This window comes from Coleofasciculus sp. H7-1, from assembly GCF_057473865.1.
In genome coordinates this window covers 55,234-76,285 of the sequence record NZ_JBYCCT010000014.1, presented here as the reverse complement: position 1 = coordinate 76,285, position 21,052 = coordinate 55,234, and the positions used below count along the sequence as shown (strand labels likewise).

At 43.4% G+C, this 21,052-nt stretch carries 19 protein-coding genes; all 19 read left to right on the top strand.

The window, feature by feature from the left end; genetic code table 11:
• Window positions 1-101: 101 nt before the first annotated feature.
• The 19 genes from AC2VDX_RS03935 to AC2VDX_RS03845 all read left to right on the top strand — a co-directional run bounded on the left by AC2VDX_RS03935 (window position 102) and on the right by AC2VDX_RS03845 (window position 20,983).
• Complete coding sequence (locus AC2VDX_RS03935; protein ID WP_378176036.1) at window positions 102-1,532, top strand: form I ribulose bisphosphate carboxylase large subunit; 1,431 nt, start codon at window positions 102-104, stop codon at window positions 1,530-1,532.
• 99 nt (window positions 1,533-1,631) lie between these two features.
• Window positions 1,632-2,030, top strand: coding sequence for a RuBisCO chaperone RbcX (rcbX, locus tag AC2VDX_RS03930; protein WP_378176033.1), 399 nt, complete (start codon window positions 1,632-1,634; stop codon window positions 2,028-2,030).
• Window positions 2,031-2,126: 96 nt separating this feature from the next.
• Window positions 2,127-2,462: a ribulose bisphosphate carboxylase small subunit gene (locus AC2VDX_RS03925; RefSeq protein ID WP_378176030.1), complete on the top strand. Its 336-nt coding sequence runs from the start codon at window positions 2,127-2,129 to the stop codon at window positions 2,460-2,462.
• A gap of 133 nt (window positions 2,463-2,595) precedes the next feature.
• Window positions 2,596-3,903: a RuBisCO small subunit-like domain-containing protein gene (locus tag AC2VDX_RS03920; RefSeq protein WP_378176027.1), complete on the top strand. Its 1,308-nt coding sequence runs from the start codon at window positions 2,596-2,598 to the stop codon at window positions 3,901-3,903.
• 13 nt (window positions 3,904-3,916) lie between these two features.
• On the top strand, window positions 3,917-4,075 hold the full coding sequence (locus AC2VDX_RS03915; protein ID WP_378176024.1) for a hypothetical protein: 159 nt from the start codon (window positions 3,917-3,919) through the stop codon (window positions 4,073-4,075).
• Window positions 4,076-4,828: 753 nt separating this feature from the next.
• The gene (locus AC2VDX_RS03910) at window positions 4,829-6,295 is read left to right on the top strand and encodes a GumC family protein (RefSeq protein ID WP_378176348.1); all 1,467 of its coding nucleotides are present in this window, start codon (window positions 4,829-4,831) and stop codon (window positions 6,293-6,295) included.
• Window positions 6,296-6,382: 87 nt separating this feature from the next.
• A complete protein-coding gene (locus AC2VDX_RS03905; protein ID WP_378176021.1) occupies window positions 6,383-7,690 on the top strand; it encodes an O-antigen ligase family protein in 1,308 nt (435 codons plus the stop codon).
• A 71-nt stretch (window positions 7,691-7,761) separates the two neighbouring features.
• Window positions 7,762-8,763, top strand: coding sequence for a glycosyltransferase family 2 protein (locus AC2VDX_RS03900; protein WP_378176019.1), 1,002 nt, complete (start codon window positions 7,762-7,764; stop codon window positions 8,761-8,763).
• 20 nt (window positions 8,764-8,783) lie between these two features.
• Window positions 8,784-8,993 (top strand): hypothetical protein, encoded by a 210-nt coding sequence (locus AC2VDX_RS03895; RefSeq protein WP_378176016.1) that lies wholly within the window; start codon window positions 8,784-8,786, stop codon window positions 8,991-8,993.
• Window positions 8,994-9,188: 195 nt separating this feature from the next.
• The gene (locus AC2VDX_RS03890) at window positions 9,189-10,403 is read left to right on the top strand and encodes a glycosyltransferase (RefSeq protein WP_378176013.1); all 1,215 of its coding nucleotides are present in this window, start codon (window positions 9,189-9,191) and stop codon (window positions 10,401-10,403) included.
• Between the two features lie 399 nt (window positions 10,404-10,802).
• Window positions 10,803-12,677 carry an ABC transporter ATP-binding protein gene (locus tag AC2VDX_RS03885; protein ID WP_378176010.1) on the top strand — a complete coding sequence of 625 codons (1,875 nt, stop codon included), beginning with the start codon at window positions 10,803-10,805 and terminating at the stop codon, window positions 12,675-12,677.
• 141 nt (window positions 12,678-12,818) lie between these two features.
• The gene (locus AC2VDX_RS03880; RefSeq protein WP_378176007.1) at window positions 12,819-13,868 is read left to right on the top strand and encodes a glycosyltransferase family 2 protein; all 1,050 of its coding nucleotides are present in this window, start codon (window positions 12,819-12,821) and stop codon (window positions 13,866-13,868) included.
• 36 nt (window positions 13,869-13,904) lie between these two features.
• Window positions 13,905-14,120, top strand: coding sequence for a hypothetical protein (locus AC2VDX_RS03875; RefSeq protein ID WP_378176004.1), 216 nt, complete (start codon window positions 13,905-13,907; stop codon window positions 14,118-14,120).
• 98 nt (window positions 14,121-14,218) lie between these two features.
• Window positions 14,219-15,043, top strand: coding sequence for a DUF6817 domain-containing protein (locus AC2VDX_RS03870; RefSeq protein ID WP_378176001.1), 825 nt, complete (start codon window positions 14,219-14,221; stop codon window positions 15,041-15,043).
• Between the two features lie 78 nt (window positions 15,044-15,121).
• Window positions 15,122-16,153 (top strand): glycosyltransferase family 2 protein, encoded by a 1,032-nt coding sequence (locus AC2VDX_RS03865; protein ID WP_378175998.1) that lies wholly within the window; start codon window positions 15,122-15,124, stop codon window positions 16,151-16,153.
• 49 nt (window positions 16,154-16,202) lie between these two features.
• On the top strand, window positions 16,203-17,141 hold the full coding sequence (locus AC2VDX_RS03860; RefSeq protein ID WP_378175995.1) for a beta-1,6-N-acetylglucosaminyltransferase: 939 nt from the start codon (window positions 16,203-16,205) through the stop codon (window positions 17,139-17,141).
• A gap of 16 nt (window positions 17,142-17,157) precedes the next feature.
• Window positions 17,158-18,189 (top strand): glycosyltransferase family 2 protein, encoded by a 1,032-nt coding sequence (locus tag AC2VDX_RS03855; protein WP_378175992.1) that lies wholly within the window; start codon window positions 17,158-17,160, stop codon window positions 18,187-18,189.
• Window positions 18,190-18,301: 112 nt separating this feature from the next.
• Entirely contained in the window at window positions 18,302-19,099 is a 798-nt protein-coding gene (locus AC2VDX_RS03850) for an FkbM family methyltransferase (RefSeq protein WP_378175989.1), read from the top strand.
• 918 nt (window positions 19,100-20,017) lie between these two features.
• A complete protein-coding gene (locus AC2VDX_RS03845; protein WP_378175987.1) occupies window positions 20,018-20,983 on the top strand; it encodes a beta-1,6-N-acetylglucosaminyltransferase in 966 nt (321 codons plus the stop codon).
• The last annotated feature ends 69 nt before the right edge of the window (window positions 20,984-21,052 follow it).

Sequence of the window (21,052 nt, the reverse complement as noted above, 5' to 3'; positions counted from 1 at the left end):
CAACTTATTGGCTTGCTGGTATAGTTAAAAATTAATAAAGAAAAAAGTACGGGATCGCTTAAACCCGGAACAACATTCAGGATTTCCTCAGGAAGGAAGAAATGTCTTACTCTCAAACCAAAACTCAGACAAAATCTGGCTATCAAGCCGGAGTTAAAGATTACAAACTGACCTACTACACCCCGGATTACACCCCCAAAGATACCGATATTTTGGCGGCTTTCCGGGTCACGCCTCAGCCTGGAGTTCCTCCTGAAGAAGCGGGTGCTGCTGTAGCTGCGGAATCTTCCACAGGTACCTGGACAACCGTGTGGACAGACCTATTGACCGACCTAGACCGTTACAAGGGTCGTTGCTACAACATCGAGCCAGTCGCCGGAGAAGACAACCAGTATATTTGCTATGTTGCCTATCCCATAGATTTGTTTGAAGAAGGCTCTGTCACCAATATGCTCACCTCCATCGTGGGGAACGTGTTTGGTTTCAAAGCTTTGCGTGCCCTGCGTCTGGAAGACTTGCGGGTTCCGGTTGCTTACCTGAAGACTTTCCAAGGTCCTCCCCACGGAATTACCGTTGAGCGCGACAAACTCAACAAGTACGGTCGTCCTCTATTGGGTTGCACGATTAAGCCCAAGCTGGGTTTGTCTGCTAAGAACTACGGTCGTGCCGTTTACGAGTGTCTGCGCGGCGGTCTAGACTTCACCAAAGACGACGAAAACATCAACTCCCAGCCATTCATGCGCTGGCGCGATCGCTTCCTGTTCGTTCAAGAAGCTATCGAGAAAGCTCAAGCTGAAACAGGTGAAATCAAGGGACACTACCTCAACGTCACCGCCCCCACCTGCGAAGAAATGATGGAACGTGCTGAGTTCGCAAAGGAACTGGGTACACCCATCGTCATGCACGACTACCTGACTGGTGGCTTCACCGCTAACACCACCCTCGCTAAATGGTGCCGTCGCAACGGTTTGCTGCTGCACATCCACCGCGCTATGCACGCCGTGATTGACCGTCAAAAGAACCACGGTATTCACTTCCGCGTTCTCGCCAAGTGTCTGCGGATGTCTGGTGGCGATCACCTGCACTCCGGTACCGTCGTTGGTAAACTGGAAGGCGAAAAAGGCATCACGATGGGCTTTGTTGACCTGATGCGCGAAGACCACATTGAAGAAGACCGCTCTCGCGGTATCTTCTTCACCCAAGACTGGGCTTCTATGCCTGGTGTGATGCCCGTGGCTTCCGGTGGTATCCATATTTGGCACATGCCAGCTCTGGTGGAAATCTTTGGTGATGACTCCTGCTTGCAGTTCGGTGGTGGAACCCTCGGTCACCCCTGGGGTAACGCACCTGGTGCAACCGCCAACCGTGTCGCCCTTGAAGCTTGTGTCCAAGCTCGTAACGAAGGTCGCAACCTGATGCGCGAAGGCGGCGACGTGATCCGCGAAGCTTGTAAGTGGAGTCCTGAGTTGGCTGTTGCCTGCGAACTTTGGAAGGAAATCAAGTTTGAGTTTGAGGCGATGGATACTCTGTAATTAGATTGCGGAGTAGTGAATGTTGAGTGCTGAGTTAAACTTAAACAAACTCAACACTCAACACTCAAAATTCAGAACTCTTTAGGTCTGGGGTCAAAAATGGATCTCAAGCAAATTGCCAAAGACACTGCTAAGACACTGATCAGCTACCTGACTTATCAGGCAGTGAAAAATATCGTGGCTCAGTTGAGCGAGACAAATCCTCCTTTGGCAATTTGGCTGAGTAACTTTTCCAAAACGGGCATCATCCAAGATGGAGAAGCTTACGTCAAGGAATTACTCAAAGAAAATCCAGAGTTAGCGCTTCGGATTATGACTGTGCGCCAGCATCTTGCAGACGAAGTAGCAGACTTTTTACCTGAGATGACTCGCACTGGCATTGAGCAAGCCAATATCACATATCGGCGTCAACATCTGGAGCGAATTACGCAACTTACTTTACCTGACCCCAGCCTCCAGCCGGAACAACAAACTGAATCACCAGGCGAGTCTGGATAACCTCGACCGTCACCTGACAGAACTCTTCAACTTTGGACGTTAGACCGCATCAAGCGTCCGCTTAGCAGACATACTTACAAGGAAGACCACACAACTATGAAAACTCTACCTAAAGAGATTCGTTTCGAGACCCTATCCTATTTGCCACCGCTCACCGACGCGCAAATAAACAAGCAAATCCAATACATCCTCGACCAAGGCTATATTGCAGGGGTTGAATTCAGCGAGAGTTCTGCACCGGAACAGCACTACTGGACACTGTGGAAACTGCCTCTGTTCAATGCTACGACAACGCAAGAAGTTCTCAATGAAATCAAAGCTTGCCGTTCTGAGAACCCCAGCGCCTATGTCCGAGTCATGGGCTTTGATAACATCAAGCAGTGCCAAGTTCTCAGCTTCATCGTTGGGAAGCCAAACCAAAGAGGTTACTAAACCTTAATCAGTTAGGTGGGCACTGCCTAACCGACTCATCGATAACTCGTGCAAAATTGGAGAGGCAGAGCAATCTACCTCTCCAATTTGTTTGTTTGATGCCTAGCAATCGGAGCATTCACTTTAACAGACTATGACCTACTACATTTCTCCCCGTTTTTTAGACAAGCTGGCGGTTCATATCACCAAAAATTTTCTTGACCTCCCTGGAGTACGAGTTCCTCTGATTCTGGGAATTCACGGACGGAAGGGAGAGGGAAAATCTTTTCAATGTGAATTAGTATTTGAGCGGATGGGCATTGAACCCATCCATATGTCGGCAGGGGAACTGGAAAGTCCAGATGCAGGAGATCCAGGGCGTTTGATCCGCTTGCGCTATCGGGAAGCCGCAGACTTGATCAAGGTGCGCGGCAAGATGTGTGTGCTGATGATCAATGATTTGGATGCTGGGGCAGGGCGCTTCGATCAAGGCACCCAATACACGGTGAATACTCAGCTGGTGAATGGGACGCTGATGAATATTGCCGATAAACCAACAGATGTGCAACTTCCTGGCAGTTATGATTCAACGCCCCTACCCAGAGTGCCGATTATTGTCACTGGAAATGACTTCGCCACGCTGTATGCGCCGTTGATTCGGGATGGTCGGATGGAGAAGTTCCACTGGCAACCCGATAGAGATGACAAGATTGGCATCGTCGAAGGCATTTTTGAGACAGATGGACTGTCTCGCAGCCAGATTGAACAGTTAGTCGATTGCTTTCCCGATCAAGCGATTGATTTCTTTGGTGCAGTGCGATCGCGCATTTATGATGAACAAATCCGCTTTTTCATCCACGAAATCGGGATTAACCGAGTTTCTACTAGGGTGGTCAACAGTGTTGAAGGACCACCAGTGTTTAAAAAGCCTGATTTCACCTTTTCTCGCTTGATCGAGTTTGGCAACCTGATGGTCCAAGAACAGCAGCGAGTTCAGAATTCACGGTTGGTACAAGAGTACAATACAGGGCGACGCTCCGTGACTCAAGAAGCTGGGGACGTGGCTCGGATGCCATCTATGCCCAAGGAAAATCGGAAGACAGTTGTCCGAAATGAGCTGGCGAATGAGCCATCCCACTCTGATGAGTCTCTTCAAGGCAATGGTCACAGCAGCAACGCTCAGGTAAATAGTGCCCGAATTAGTCCAGAGGTGCAGCAACAGATCCGCGATCTCCTCGCCAAAGGATATCGCATTGGTATGGAACACGCAAATGCACGTCGGTTCCGTAGCCAATCCTGGCAAAGCGGCGATCCCATTCAGACAACAGATGCATCGGAAGCGATCGCTGCTTTGGAAGCCTGCTTGAGCGAGCATAATGGGGAGTACGTGCGCCTAATTGGCATTGACCCCAAAGCCAAGCGGCGCGTTGCAGAAACGATTATCCAACGACCGAATAGTTAAGCGCTAATCGTAGATGATTGACTGCAAGCGATCGCCCCAAAAGAGCGATCGCTTTTTGTTTATCCTGGCGAATCGACGATTCAATAAGAGCGAAATGGGAACAAAAGTCTGTTTATTTCGTCGCTCTTGGCGGCTATGGATTTACAACAACGAAGTGAGCGATCGCGATTAAAATATAGAGGCTCATCTAAATCACAAAATCAATCCAATTTCTGTAAAGTTTAGGTAAAGTTGCACAATTTTTGGGCAATTTTTTTATGAAGTTTTCATGGCTGAGATAGCGATCGCTTTATTACTTTAGTTGTTACCGTTGGTTAGCGATCGCTATCTCATAATCAATCGCTCAAACAAGCTGCCTGTGCATCTTTCGACACGTCTTTGGTTCGCTATATTTGCACTTTGGATAAAAAAATCATGCAGTCCATAATCATCCTCTGGACTGATGTGTAGCTATGTGAAGCCTCTTACGATGAGATGACACTAAAAGTCTATTTACCGATACCTTGAACCGAATAATTTTATCGAAATCAGGCTGTTCTTCAATACGAGCAACTAAGCTTTTTCAGGGTGTTTCTAATTGCAAAGAGCGAATGGGTGGCGAAAAACAAATTTTTGATTGAACAGAAAAACCTGCTATGTTGCGATCGCTATTGCCAACTAAAGAGCTTTTTAGAAAGCTCAAACCAGCTCTTAAAATTGCATTGTGTTTGTTGTATAGAAACTGAAAACGTCAAAGCGTTTAATCCCGATTCCTTCACGAGAGGGATGATAACCAACTCCTGAAAAGTAGCGAAGTGAAGGCTGTGTATGCTCTACTAAGCGAAGGTTATACAAAATTTAGTCAAGATTGCCGTTTAGTCCTTGAGGCAGCTATTCAAAAAGACTACGATCGCAATAACCCTAGTGTAAGCCTAATTCTTTGACTATGAAACGCCCGATTACCTCTCCTAATGAAGATTTGGCTATTACTGATGCAAGCATTTCTAAATCTTCCTCAAAGTCAGCACGGTCTCAAGGAAATTGGATGCGTTACTTAGTCCTAGGACTATTAACTAATGCAGCTATTTGGGGAGCCGCTTTATATTATATAAAAGTTACAAAACCGAATTACAGCAGCGAGTTGGCTCTTACTTTACCCTCAACAGGTTCAGCCAGTAACATTAACCTGCCAGGAATTGGACAAGCCTCCTCTAAAAGCGACTCTCCGTACATGAGTACGAATCAAGATCCCAGAGAAAACTATAAATTTCTGGCTCTCAGTAAGCCAGTATTGGAAACTGCTGCTAATAAGCTCAATATGCCCTTGCAAGATTTTGGTAAACCCAGGGCTAAAGTATTAGACAACACCACGCTAATGACCTTTGAGTTTGAAGGAACGACTCCCGAAGAAGCTTATAAAAAATCTTTAGCTCTCTACGAAGCATTGCAAGCAAAAATCAATGAACTGAGAATTAAAGAAACCGCTCAGCAGGATAAAACGCTACAATCCACGCTTGGGGAATCCCAAAAAAAATTGAAAGCAGCGCAAACACGGCTGTCTGAGTACAAAGCCCGTTCGGGTTTAACTTCTACGGATCAACTTACTAACCTTTCACAAAATATTGAACAGCTACGCCGACAGCGGGCTGAAGTATTAGCTAAACAGCAAGATGCGAATGCCCGTTTTCAAGGGCTATCTAGTAACTTAGATTTATCGCCTAAACAAGCTTCAGATGCTTTTGTTCTTCAAGCTGACTCGCTATTTCAACAATACTTACAAGACTACAGTGAAGCGAATAGCCTCTTCGTTGCTTTGCAGTCCAAGTTTTTACCGGATCATCCTGCTTTAATTCAGCAGCAGGCCAAACTAGATGCCGCTCAAGCTGCTTTACTGAGGCAGGGTCAATCTCTTTTAAAGCGACCCGTGACGATAGCAAGCCTAGAGGAACTCAACCTGAGCAAAAGTGGTGGATCTGGAACCTCGCGGGATGCTCTTTTCTTAGAGTTAGTGACAGTGCAGACAGAAGCACAAGGACTCCAAGCAGAAGCGCGATCGCTAAACCAACAACTCGATCTACTTGAGGGTAGGCTGAAGTCACTGGCACAGCAAGAGGTTTCGTTAGCAGACCTGATGCGGGATGTGCAAATTGCCGAAGCAGTTTTTTCTTCTACTTTAGCTAGATTGGATTTGAGCAAGTCAAATGTATCTTCCTCTTATCCTCAAATTCAAATCTTCACAGAGCCTACGATTCCGACTGCTGCTAGTGCCCCAAATAAGAAATTGGTTCTGCTAGGTGCAGCCTTAGGTTCCTTGTTTTGTACCAATGGACTGCTGTTACTGTGGCTACGCGATCGCAAAATTTCCAGGTCTTCTGCCCTAGTTAAACATACTTACTTGGAAACCAGCCCGTAATTGGCAGAAATCGATTCAGTTTTCCGGAGATAAACCGCAGCAACAATATTGTTTTGATTAGACCCAAGATGCATGAGCCAGATATCAATGAAACCTCAAAATCTTGAAGAAAAGTTGATTTGGTATTACATGATCTGGATTTATGTAATTCATATTCTTGGGCTACAAATGACCTTAGTGCCTGCACTGGCTTGGTTTTTCTTATGGCGTGTAGGGAAGAAACTTTGGAACCAAACGGAGAATACGCCAGCAGAGGAGAAAATAACCATTCCCACAACAATCTGGGTGTGGATTGTTTGTATTTTAGTCATGGAGGTGGCTTTAATTGCTGCTCACATGAACTTTAATCTAGGATTAGGTAAAATTCTTAACTCATCAATCAATTGGGTTGTAAGATATGCTCCCTTAGCGTTGTTTCCTCTTGCAGGTTGTTTAAAAATTAGACCTCAGATAATTTATAGAGCAGCTTGCATACTTTGTCTGCAAAGCTTATTTGCTGTCATCATTTGCTATACAGCGGCTAGATTAAACCTACCTTCTCATATCTATACTTCCCCTTTGCGAATCATAGAACGTAGCGGTCTCGCTTACTACAGTATTAACCTCTACGGTCTCGATCCTGAAGGAGGTGGAGTTCGTCTTGAATTGTTTACGCCTTGGGCACCCGCCTTGGGGATGGTAGGAAACATCTATTTCTTTCTGGCAGCGCAAGAATCAAACAAAAAATGGCGATTCATGGGCATGATTGGTGCGGTTGCTATGATTTTGGGTTCGGTTTCGCGCCTAGGTATCATCTGTCTTCCTTTTATCATATTTTCTACTTGGGCTTTATCAAATTTTACGAAACCTTATATACAGCTAATAGCAGGAATTGCAAGTTTTATTATGGGAGTGTTTTCTTCCTGGCTAATTAATTCATTTAGAGCTTTTTCAGATATGTTTTACCAGGCTAGAGCAGGCTCTTCCAGAGTTAGAGATATATTAGCTCGTCTAGCAGTAGAGCGTTGGCAAGAAGCTCCTATTTGGGGACATGGACTTGGTGAATTTAAAGGGCCTGCCGTTGCAACATTCAAACCAATCGGCTCTCACCACACTTGGTTTGGTCTTCTGGTAACAAAAGGAGTCGTAGGTTGTATTGCACTTGCCATTCCCTTGGCTTGGAGCTTCATAGATTTAGTAATTAAGTCGCAAAGTAGTCGAACTGCGCGAGTAGGATTGAGTATACTTTTAGTCATGTTTATGTTTACATTTGGGGAAAACATAGAAGCTCTTGCCTATGTTTATTGGCCTGGATTAGTCATGCTAGGAATTGGAATCAAAGAAAAATTTCCCGAATTTGTATTAGCTGAAACAAATATTTCTGAAAACGGGTATAAAGCCAGAACAGAAGTTTAAAACTATACTGACGATCGAGCGGAGTTCAGGTCATATTTGTTGGGATTAAATTCACGCGAAGGTTAAACTAAATGCCAGTAATATCAGTAATAATTCCGGTTTACAATGCTGAACAAACAATTCTGGAAACTATTAAATCTGTTCAGCAACAAACATTTTCAGATTGGGAAATAATTTTAATTGATGACGGATCGAGCGACAAAAGCTTAGAACTTATTAAAGAAATTGTAGGTGAGCGGATAAAAGTATTTTCCTATGAAAATGCCGGAGCCGCAGTCGCTCGCAATCGCGGTTTGATTCACGCTAAGGGTGAATTTATTGCCTTTATTGATGCAGATGATTTATGGACACCAGACAAACTAGAACTACAACTTACAGCATTGCAAAAGCATCCAGAAGCAGGGGTAGCTTATAGCTGGACTTCTTTCATAGATGAAAAAGGAAAACTTTTATATGTACAGCAACCCGTGTATTTTGAAGGAAATGTCTATCCGCAATTATTAGTAAGTAATTTTCTAGTTTGTGGTTCGATTCCGCTGATTCGTAGGCAAGCAATTGAGTCAGTTGGGGAACTCGACCCGGAACTGAAATCTACTCATGATTGGGATTACTGGCTAAGGTTAGCAGCTAAGTGGTCTTACGTTCTGGTTCCTAAACATCAGATTTTTTATCGTCAAGTACCCGGCTCAATTTCTTCCAAAATAGAGGTTAGGGAAAAATATAATCTGATGGCACTTGAGAAGGCTTTTCAGACAGCGCCAGCAGAGTTGCAATCTCTCAAGAATCAGAGTTTAGCAAATGTTTATCAGCACCTTGCAGATTTGTATTTAACTCGTAAGGCAGATCCTGATGCAGTAAAGCAAGCAGGTTATAAACTAAAAATGGCAGTTCGCTTGTATCCAAAAATGTTACTAAATAGCAGCGGTCAGCGCTTGCTGCTGAAATGGCTGGTGATGCGATCGCTTTCCCCTAAATTTGCTAACTATTTTCGGCAGATATCTACTAAGTTTCGGGATTTTCGATATCAACGGTGGAGTAAAAATTTGGCAAATATGGGCAAGGAGACACCATAAATATCGATTTATTAGTAGCCATGAAGCATCCTTTCCTGGCATCTCTAATCGCAGGAGCGATCGCACCAACTTTAACAGTTTGGGCTACAGTAATTGTCAGTTTCACGGCAATGGCTTTGACCTATTTGATCTTGATGTTCTATGTATTCAATACCAAGGAGCTTTACCTATCCCTACTAAAACAGTTCAAACGACCCCAAAGGCTCTTGATGCTTAACCGTGCAGCATGATGACAGCAGAGTATCGGATGTTAGGTGAAAGTTACGATGAGAATCGCCTTTATTGTTGGTAAACTTCCTATTCTATCAGAGACGTTCATTTTAAAACAGCTAAACGACCGTTTAGTTGAAATATACGAGAAACTGCTAATTACCTGATAGGGTATGCAGTAAATATAGAAGTCAATTTACAGGGGTAAAGTTGCTGTGAAAGTTGCAATGATTGTTGGTCGATTTCCGGTTTTGTCAGAAACATTTATCTTAAATCAAATCGCTGGTTTAATCGATCGGGGTCACGAAGTGGATATCTATTCTGACCAACCAGGAGATACTTCCAAGGTGCATCCAGCAGTAAATAAATACCAACTGCTGAATCGCACCTACTACATCAAAATGCCATCTAATATCGCCATTCGCGGGCTGAAAGGCTTGGGGTTGCTATTCGCGAACAGCTACAAAAACCCAGCGCTCTTACTGCGATCGCTCAATGTTTTTAAGTATGGCAAAGAAGCTGCTTCATTGAGGTTGCTATATGCAGCAGTCTCATTATTGGGCAAAAAAGAATACGACATCATCCATTGCCAATTTGGTCCCTTAGGATTCATTGGGATGTCCTTTCGGCTGATTGGTGCCCCCCACGGAAAATTAATTACCTCATTTCGCGGTTTCGATATTAGCCAGCATATTCAGGAATTCGGTGAAGACGTTTATAATCCCCTATTCGCCACAGGAGACCTCTTTCTTTCCAACTGCGACTATTTCAAACGCCGCCTGATCAAGCTAGGTTGCGATGAGAAGAAAATCATCGTCCTCCGTTCGGGGATCGATTGTAGCAAGTTTGTATTTACCACACGTCATCTGCCCGCTGATGGTCGCATTGGGATTGTCACCACAGGTCGCCTTGTCGAAAAAAAAGGGATTGAGTATGGAATTCGTGCCATTGCCAAGTTGGCTAAGGCATACCCAAACATTGAGTACAACATCGTTGGCGATGGGCCATTAAAGGAAGACTTGCAACAACTCATTGATGAGCTAGACGTTAGTGACAAAGTAAAATTGCTCGGTCACAAACAGCAGCAGGAACTCATTGAAATTCTCGACAACTCCCATATCTTTATCGCCCCCTGCGTGACAGCTAAGAACGGCGATCAAGATGCCCCCGTGAACGTATTAAAAGAAGCAATGGCAATGGGTTTACCAGTCATAGGGACTCAACACGGCGGCATTCCAGAACTGATTGAAGATGGGATTTCGGGCTTTTTGGTTCCAGAACGGGATGCCGATACCCTGGCTGAAAAGTTGGGTTATTTATTTGAGCATCCGGAGGTTTGGCCTGAAATGGGTCGATCCGGTCGCGCCTACGTAGAAGCGCATTACGACATTAACAAGTTGAACGAGCGGTTGGTAGAAATCTACCATTAGATAGAGATTGTTCATTAAAATCGCGTTTGGCAGGTGAAAATCTGCCATTAGAAGTATCTTAATCAAAAAATATTATGATATAAAATGTATAATTTTCTAATTGAATAATTCCAAAAATCAAGATTTAAAGCAGGGCTTTTCTAATAATTACAACTTCACCAAAACTTCACATTAAAAACAGGGGAAATCGTGTTTTTTTGGTGCTTGTATAGCAAAAATTCTGGTAACATTTACTAGAGAAAGCGAACAAAGCTAACACTGTGTTGCCTGCTATCAAAATAATTTCAAAGCAAGCGTCGGCACAGTGAAATATCATGAAAAAGCGCTCCGGCAAAAAAGTTTAGCCCGGAATAAGCAATCAACGATTGGCTGTTCAAAGGTTCAGTAGCGGTAGACACTATGAGTCGAAGTCAGACATTCGGACGGGAAACAAGGTTGCGTGGGGCTAAGGCAAAGTTAAAATTGATCTTGATGAAGCGAATCGGGAAATTCGATAAACTGACATCTCTGATTTTGGAGGTGCAGAAGAAAACTCTCTATCTAGGTTTAGTGACAATGATTTTGTCTTCTATTCTAGATAGTGTAGGAATCGGGTTGATGATCCCTTTTCTTAAAGTAATTTTGAATGAAGGAGGGGGAACTCTTCTTCCTCAAATGGCTTTAACGGAAGGGTTGAACAATTGGCTAGCGCAGCAAGGTAAAGGAACTCTCATTAGCTTGTTTGCCCTAGTTCTCATGGGATCTTTAATTCTAAAAGGGTATTTTTACTACATTTCACAAGTATTAACTTCCATTTATCGGGAAGCAGTCATCAAACGCTTGAGGAAACGACTTTATCAAACCTATTTATATTCGCCAATTGAATTTTTTGATAACGTGCAGATGGGTAAAGTAACCAGCACCTTACATACAGAGGTGATGGAAACGAACAAGCTGTTGACTAACTTCTTTTATGGCTTGACCAACCTGCTGATTTTAATCGCGTATCTGGGAACGCTGGTGATCGTGTCCTGGAAAATGACGGTTCTGACGACCTTTTTGATTACAGGCGTTGCCTTATGGCTAAGTTATTTCTTGAAAAAGATCAAAACATCGGGGGGTTTGGTTGTATCTGCTAAACGCACTCTGAACGCGATGGCTTTAGATACGTTAGGCGGTGTTCGGATCGTTAAATCTTATGGTGCGGAAGATTTTGAACTCAACCGCTTCAATAAGATCAGTAACAATTATATGGAGGCAAACATCGGGCTAGCTAAGAAGCTAAACATCATCGACCCGCTGACAGAGTTAGCGACTTTGGCTGCGGCGATGGTGGTTCTTGTCGGTAGCTACACTTTGTTTATCTCCAAGGGTCTGCTGACGACCGCAGAGCTGCTAATATTCATGCTGGTTCTGATTAGAATTGTTCCGGTACTGAAAAAGGTGAATGCGGCGAGGGGTTCTGTCCAAGAGTCTCTGCCAGCGTTAACGAAAGTCACCGAGGCGCTTTCGTTACCAGAGAGATATCCGCTTCCCGGTGGAAACCAGCGATTTACAGGGTTGCGCGATCGCATGGTTTTCCAGAATGTAAAATTTGCCTACAGCGGAAGGTCTTACGTCCTCAACGGTTTGGATCTAGAAATTCCTCGTGGCAAAACTGTGGCGCTGGTTGGCGCTTCTGGAGCCGGGAAATCCACTGTGGCAGCTCTCGTTACCCGTTTCTACGAAGTGACCGAGGGTGTTATCGAGATCGATGGTCAAGATATCCGGAACTACGATGTTGTCTCGCTACGCCAGCACATCGGAGTCGTTAGCCAGGATACCTACATCTTTAACGCCTCACTTCTGGATAACATTGCCTACGGTTTAGAGGGAATGGACAGAGAAAAGGTGATTGAGGCAGCTCGCCTTGCCAATGCCCACGAATTTATCTGTCAGTTGCCCAACCAATACGACACAGTGGTCGGAGATAGAGGCGTTAGGCTTTCCGGAGGTCAACGACAACGCATCTCAATTGCTAGGGCAATGCTGCGCGACCCGGAAATCATGATTCTCGATGAGGCCACCAGTGCCTTAGATTCGCAGTCAGAACAGTTAGTGCAAGAAGCACTGGAACGTCTGCGAACCAACCGGACTGTAATTGTGATTGCCCACCGTTTGGCTACCGTCCGGAATGCCGACAAAATTGTGGTGATGGAGAAAGGTCGAATTATCGAGCAGGGAGGGCATGACGAGTTGCTTGCCCAGCGGGGAGCTTACTGGTCTTACCACAATCTCCAGTCTTTGCCTGTGTAAAACCAGAGCTGCCCAAGCCACACAGGGCAACTACACAGTACAGACTTTAAACACAAACAAGTTTCTTTCCTGTCTAGCTGAGTTGACGCAGAGCAAACAAAACAGTCGATAAACCGTTTAGTCTTTAGCGAGGAGTTTCTGATGTTAGATCCCCAAGTTACGATTGTTGTCTCACCGCGCGAACGTTTCAGCTGCGCCCGCGAGTCGCTGGAAAGCATCTACGAACATACATCAGTACCATTCAAGTTGGTTTATGTAGACGGGGGTTCGCCCGCTCACATTCAGCGTTATTTGCAACAGCAAGCGAGTGAAAAAGGATTTCAAATCATTCGCACCAATCACTACCTCACTCCAAATCGTGCCAGAAACCTTGGTGTGAGTCAGGTTACAACCAAGTATCTCGTCTTTATCGATAACGATGTGATTGTCAGCCCAGGCTGGTTGGAAAGCTTGGTTCAGTGCGCTGAAGAGACAAACGCCACCGTTGTTGGCCCCCTGACCTGCCAAGGTACTCCAGTACACGAAATCGTCCACTTTGCAGGTGGAGAAGCCCACATTTGGCTGGAAAAAGTTGGCGAAAACCCCAGACGGCGTCTCCGCGAGAAAATGTACAAGCAAGGTCAGCGAGTAGCGGATGTGCGACCCAAGCTCGAACGTCAAGAAACCGAACTGGCAGAATTCCATTGCGTGCTGGTTCGCACTGAAATCTTTGAGAAAGTCGGCTTGCTCGATGAACAAATGTTCAATACTAAAGAACACCTCGATTTCTGCATGACAGTCGTGGAGGCGGGTGGTAGCGTTTATTTTGAGCCTGCGTGTCTCGTCACTTATGTTCCAGGCCCGCCACTGAAGTTGTCAGATATGCTCTTCTATATGCTGCGTTGGAGCGACGCTTGGGAACTCAATAGCTTGCACCGCTTGCGCGATAAGTGGAATCTGGACGAGGACGGGTACTTCAAATATCGCTACAAGCGCTTGGGATGGCGGCGATATGTGACAATCCTTAACCCGATTGCTAGGCGTCTGACTCTAGGTCTTGCAGGGGGCAGGTTGGCAAATCGCCTGGTTCCTCTAGATAAGGCGTTTAACCGTTATCTCACGGATCGTCAGGCTCGCCTGCAAGCTCAGGGGATACAGCCTCAGATGCCCGCAATACCGGAGAAGTCGGCAGTAACAGCATCCTCCCGTTAGGTTGGCGGGGTTTGCGTGTAGAACAAAGAAACGAAAGTGCGAAACGAAGGTGCGAAACGAAAGTGCGATCGCTTCGACGAAAAATCCCCTTACACAGCCTTAACCCACTCTCCATCCAGAGAGCAAGCGGGGAACTGGACAGCAAGCCGCCTTCATTATCGAGCAATTCCCCGCTTTTTCACTAAGGCTTGTGTGGAAATTGAAGATGTTGTTTTTGGCTTTTTATTCCTCAAGCGGCAAATGAACGCTTGATGTCAGAAAGCAAATTGCACTCTTTTGCAGCCAAAATCAATAAAATTCGCCTAATTCGAGTGCAACAAAAATGAAGCATCCCAATCAAAAGCAACACTATGCACTCTTTTGCCCAAACCAACATCCAACTCTTCAACCAGCTACGCGCAGAAGGCTACTCAAGCAACGATCTTAGCCGCATCCGCGATGCTTATCAGCTGACAATGCATCTGTTCGCAGGTGCCTTTCGAGCCTCTGGTAAGACCTTTATCGCCCATCTAGTCAGCACTGCTAGTATCCTGGCTTCTCTTGGTGTACCTGCGGAGGTAGTAGCGACAGGTCTGCTTCATGCTACCTATACTCATGGCGACTTTGGAGACGGGAAAAAAGGCATTTCTGATGCCAAACGCGAACAGGTAAAACGTGCTGTTGGCAAAGAGATCGAGGAGTATCTTGCTAGATATGCAACGCTATCCTGGAACAAAAAGACAATTCCTGCTATTTTTCACCGCTTTGATACGCTCAATCCGCTTGACCGCGACATTCTTTTGGTGCGTTTGGCAAATGAGCTAGAGGAATACTTAGATTTTGGTATCGTTTATTGCGGAGATTTCAAACATCAACAATACATTAATTATGACGGTCATTTCATCGTAGAAATGGCAGAAAAGCTAGGTTTTCCTAATTTAGCTATTCAACTAGCAGCAGCGTTTAAAGAAAGCGCATCCGCTGAAATCTCTAGCGAACTCTGCAACACAAATGACCAGGATGTTTCGTTTCGTCTTGCACCAAAGTCCTACCAAAAGAGCCTGTCACTTACCTTTCGGAATTGGTTGATTTATAAACCTCGCCGTTTAGTTTCTGCCATCGTCCGTAAGTTTAGTGGTTTGCGTCCCACCACCTCCCTGAAAAAGAAGGTTCCTGCTGAGAGCCAGTCGGGGTAAGGCAGAGATTCGTACAGACTCAATATCTAGTTATAAAATGCTGGCTGTAGCAGATATAAAATCAAACCAATTTTTAAAATGAAAAAGGTTTCTGTCATCATTCCATTGTATGGAGTCGAAAAATATATAGCTGCTACAGTGCAATCGGTTCTAGAGCAAACCTATAAAGATTTTGAACTTCTGATTGTCGATGATGGTTCTCCTGACCGAAGTGTAGAAATTTGTCAGCAATTCCCAGATCCTCGAATTAAAATAATTCGCCAGCAAAATTCTGGCGTCTGCGCCGCTCGGAATACAGGGATTCGCCATGCCATAGGAAAATATCTGGCTTTTTTAGATGGAGACGATCTGTGGTTGCCAGAAAAGCTAGAAAAACATATTGATCATCTAGAAAATTCGCCAACTGTAGGGCTTAGTTTTAGCCGCTCTGCTTTTATTGACGAAGCGGGACAACCCTTGGGTATCTATCAAATGCCTAAACTCAAGGAGATTGCCCCACCCTTGATCCTCTGCCGTAACCCCATTGGAAATGGCTCAGTTCCGGTAATTCGACGAGAAGTTTTTGAAGCCATTAAATTTCAAGATGCTCCTCAGGGTACTGCAAAAGATTGTTATTTCGATGAACGATTGCGACATTTTGAGGATGTCGAATGCTGGCTTCGCATTTCCTTGAAGACTGATTGGCAAATCGAAGGCATTCCTGAAGCTTTGACGCTGTACCGAGTGAATTCTGGGGGCGCTTCAGCCAACCTACTCAAGCAGTTAGAGGACTTGGAAAAAGTGCTGGAAAAAACTCGCTCCTACGCTCCAGATTTGATTGCTCAGTATGGAAACCCAGCCAAAGCCTACGAGTTGCGGAAATTAGCCCGGTGGGCAGTCCGGCTGAAAGCAGCCCCAACCGCTGTAGACATGGCTCACCGAGCCTTATCTACCCACTGGCGCATGATTCTTGACGAACCCAGGCGGACACTTTTGACTTTGGGAGCTGCCTATTCGCTCTGGTTACTGCCACGTCCTCTCTACCGCCAGATAGAAAGTTTTGCCTTAAAAATGACAGGAGCTGCCCAAAAACGGCGCATTCTTCGAGATCGATCCCGACAGATGGCATAATTAGTTACAAATTCAATTTTTTTATAAACAGCGGAATAGGTTGTAAATTATGAGGGTTGTCTACCTGATCCAAACCCATACTAATCTAGAACAAATTTATCGACTGGTTAAAGTTATTAAAAAGTCAAGTTGTGACGCTTATATAGTGATAAGTCATAACTTCAATGCTAGTCAATTAGATGTAGAACTCTTCGAGAGTTTACCTAATGTTAAGGTGCTGAGGGCTAAGAAAGTTGGAAGAGGCGACTTTTCCATTACCAAAGCTTATTTAGATGTTGTTGACTGGATTTTAAACCATAATATTCAATTTGATTGGCTAACTAATCTCACAGGTCAAGATTATCCTACTCAACCGCTCTCAAAACTTGAAAATTTTCTGGCTGCAACTGAGTACGATGGATTTTTTGATTATTTTAATGTGCTTTCTGACAAGTGTACTTGGGGAGCTAAGGATGGGCGCGATCGCTACTTCTATCAATACTGGTGGTCAGGTATAGAATTAGCCAAATGGCAACGAGGCTTATTCAAACCTTTCCGAGTGTTTATTAATAATGTTCAGCCCTTTGTTCGGATTGATTCTTCCTATGGACTCATCATCGGACAGCAGGCCACTTCAGCTCCATTTAATGAAAAATTTGTTTGCTACGGAGGCTCTTACTTTAAAACAATTTCTAGAAAGTGCGTTCAATACCTTCATGATTTTTGTTCTGCCAATCCTGATTTGGTGAACTACTACAAGAAAGTTCGCCTTCCCGATGAATCTTTTATGCAAACAATCTTAGTGAATAGTGGATTATTTAATTTCCATCCCCGCAATATGCGCTATATTGATTGGGAGAACAGCCGCCACGGTCATCCCCGCATCCTTACATCTGAAGATTTTCCAAATCTAATTAAAGACAAATATTACTTTGCTAGAAAATTTGACATAAACCGGGACAGCAAAATCTTAGATATGCTTGATGAAAGAATTTTCCAAGCGGCTTAAAAAAATGGTATTATCCATGAAAAAGTTTTCGGTTATTATTCCAGCCTACCGAGTAGAAAAGTATATAGTTGCTGCACTTGAATCAGTTCTAGCTCAAACATACAAAAATTTTGAAATTATTGTGGTTGATGACGGCTCCCCCGATGGAACCGTAGAAATTTGCCAGCAGTTTATAGACCCTAGAATTAAAATTGTTAGCCAGAAGAACAGAGGACTTGCTGGAGCAAGAAACACCGGAATCCGCCATGCTCGTGGCGACTATTTAGCTTTTTTAGATGGCGATGACCTTTGGCTACCGGAAAAATTAGAAAAACATCTCGAACATCTAGAAAATTTCTCTAACGTAGGGATTAGTTTTAGTCGCTCTGCTTTTATCGATGAAACGGGAAATTCCTTGGGTACATATCTGATGCCCAAGTTTAAGGACATTACACCGCCCGATTTACTTCGTGACAATCCAGTCGGAAATGGTTCGGCTGCCGTAGTTCGGCGAGAGGTGTTTGAAGCGATTAAATTTCAAGATAATCTTTACGGGACTGTTGAAGATTTTTATTTTGATGATAACTTTCGTCAGGCAGAGGATATAGAATGCTGGCTTCGCATCCTCCTTCAAACCAACTGGCAAATTGAGGGCATTCCTGAAGCGCTGACACTGTATCGGGTAAACGCAGGAGGTCTTTCAGCTAGTTTGCTGAAACAATTAGAAGCCCTCGAAAAGGTAATTGAAAAAACACGCTCCTACGCTCCAGAATTAATCGCTGAGTGGGAAAATCCCACTAAAGCATATCAACTGCGATATTTAGCCAGAAGTGCAATACGTTTAAAAACAGGCTCAATGGCTGTGCAGCTAATGCACCGAGCCTTGGCTGCTCACTGGCGCATCCTTTTGGAGCAGCCCCGCCGCACGCTGATGACCTTAGCAGCTGCCTACTTGCTCTATTTCTTACCCCATCCTGTTTATTACCAAATAGAGGCTCTTGCTGCCAAATTAACCGGGCTTATTCAAAGACGCCGCATTCTTCAAGACCAGTCTAGCCAATCTTTATAATCAACGACTGTTTTTACTTCTATAAAATTAATCTAACTGCTCAAATAAAGTCTTGCTGCTGCATAAATTGATGTTAGTATAGTAGCGTTTTAGCAACTGGAGCAGCCAGACAATGAAAATATTTTTAGAAATAAAAAACTTTTTCAAAGAAACAATCAAAGGTTCATTTCTCGATCCGGTTGTCAGACCACTTTTAGATATAGTAACGCCTCCGAAACGCAGCGATATTCTTAACAGGCAAGACAATGCTTTCACGATTGAAATTATGTCTCGTGTTTTAACAAAAAACTCAAACTGTATTGATGTTGGTTGTAACACGGGCGATTTACTTAGTCAAATTTTACACTATTCACCTCTAGGAGTTCACTATGCATTTGAGCCAATACCAAGGTTAGCGAATAGGCTTAGAAAAAAATTTCCCAATGTAGAGGTCAGACAAACAGCTTTGAGTGATTCAGAGACAGAAACAACTTTTTGGTATGTGGTTAATGCTCCTGCTGTAAGTAGCCTGGATAAAGAATGCTGTGAAAGCCATATTCCTGATGCACTAATGGAACCAATTACTGTTAAAACTCAGAGACTTGATGATCTACTAGCCCCAGACCTTAAAATTCATTTTATCAAGGTAGATGTAGAAGGGGTAGAATTGCAGGTTTTTAGAGGTGCTATCAGAATATTAAAAGCTTATAAACCTTACTTAGTCTTCGAGAGTGGCTTAATTAATTCTCAAGAATGGGTTGATGGCACATTGAAAGATGGTAAATGGCACGATAGCAGAATTTATGACCTGCTTGTAAATGAGTGTGGTCTACAAATTTTTAAGCTAAAGAATTGGGTAGATGATTTAGCCCCGCTGAGTCGGGATGAATTTCTTAAGTGTTCTGCCTGGAATTTTTTAGCTGCGCCTTAGTAACAAAAAAATTTGTCTGAGTACTTGTTGATCTATATAAAAAGTAGCGATTGGCTAATTTTCTATTACTTTTTAGTATGCAAGTTTTATGCAGACACAATTGGTGTTGCTTGTTACCATTATTTTAATTTTAAAAGAAATATATTACCCTTTGACTTAAGGTGGAACAATCGTATAAGTAAAGTCTATCTTAAGGGGGACGCCTGCAAGATAGGCGCTGTAACAAGATGTAAAGCGTAAACATTGCGACCAGGATTGCAAGCGTGGCTTCAGTCCCTTAAAGATTTCTTTTGACTGGGATTTGAATTATGACCATAGCTGTAAATGTAAAAAATTGGGTGCAACAAAAACGTCATTACCAGTGGCGAACAACCTACTTTTGTACACCATTACCAAATTTCGATATGTGTCAAAAGATAGAGAGCGTTTTCCTGGGTTGCAAGAGTTTTCCATCAATGTGGGATAAATAACAAAATAATGTTCGGTTGAAAAACTGAAACAAAATAAACCCACAGTTCGTCTACATATAACAGGTTTGCTATTTACCATTCTGAACTTACTACTCTAGAGTGCTTGGTTGGCAGTGAAAGTACCTATCGATCGCTGTTTTACCTTCGTGGATGCTATTGCAGTTAAACAGTTTTAGTTGAGTTTCTGAACACAAGTTTCTCTATCAACTTATAGCTTTGCTTGCAAAAACTTACTAATACTTCTTATGCAGGCAATGCTAGTTTGGCAATCGTTGCAAATTTTGTTGTGACCATATAGAGGGCAGAGCATCAGTTTTTTCTAGTGACTTGCACCTAGTGGACTCTATCTATCTCTACTTGTGGCACATCCAAGTGTTGTTTATCGCACTTGGATAAATAACCGCTGCCCTTACCTTTTCGTGCATTTTTTTTCTGGAGGTCAAAAATCGTGAAAGTTCTATATCTGATTCAAAGTCATAAGAATCCGGAACAAATTTGTAGACTGGTACAAACTATAAAAAAATCAAGTTCCAAGTCTCAAATATTGGTTAGTCATGATTTCAATGGCTGTCAGTTAGACGTAAAAAGTCTAGAAATGCAGCCAGGAGTTTATGTAATTAAAAAGAATACCAAGGGAGTACGGGGAGATTTTTCTTTAGTGCAAGCATACTTGGATGCTCTTGAATGGTTGTTTACTCACAAGATTGACTTTGATTGGCTGATCAATCTCTCTGGTCAAGATTATCCAACTCAACCACTTTATAGATTTGAGCAGTTTCTTGAAGAAACTAACTATGATGGTTTTTTACAATACTCCGATCTATTCTCCAAAGATAGCTATTACGGTCTAAAAGAGAGCCGCGATCGCTACTTATATCAATACTGGCATTCTGGCGTACAATTTTCCAAGTGGCAACGGGGACTAATTAAGCCTTTCCGGGTCTTGGTGAATAATATTCAGCCTTTTGTAAAGATTGATTCTTCTTATCAATTATCTTTGGGAGTTCAGGCTTTTTCAACTCCATTTAGCAAAGATTTTATTTGCTATGGGGGATCTTATTTTAAGATTTTGTCTAAAAAGTGCATTAGTTATATCTACGACTTTTTGAAGAATGACGAAACTCTGATTAATTATTACAAAAAGACGCGAAATCCAGATGAATCTTTTGGACAGACTATATTAATAAATAGTGGTTTATTCAATTTATGTAAGGATTATAAATTCTACATTGATTGGACTGGCAGCCGCCACGGTCATCCTCGAACACTCACTGTTGAAGATTACCCAACCATCCTTAAAAAGGATGTTTACTTTGCCCGAAAGTTTGATATGGCGCGGGACAGCATAGTTTTAGATATGCTAGATTCCAGAGTATTACCAGAGACTAGCCAAGTAACTTTAGGCATAACTTGAGAATCAACCCCTCAAATCTATCTAGTCAGCTATAATTCCTTAGTTGGAAGTAGCTGACTTTGGGAGTTG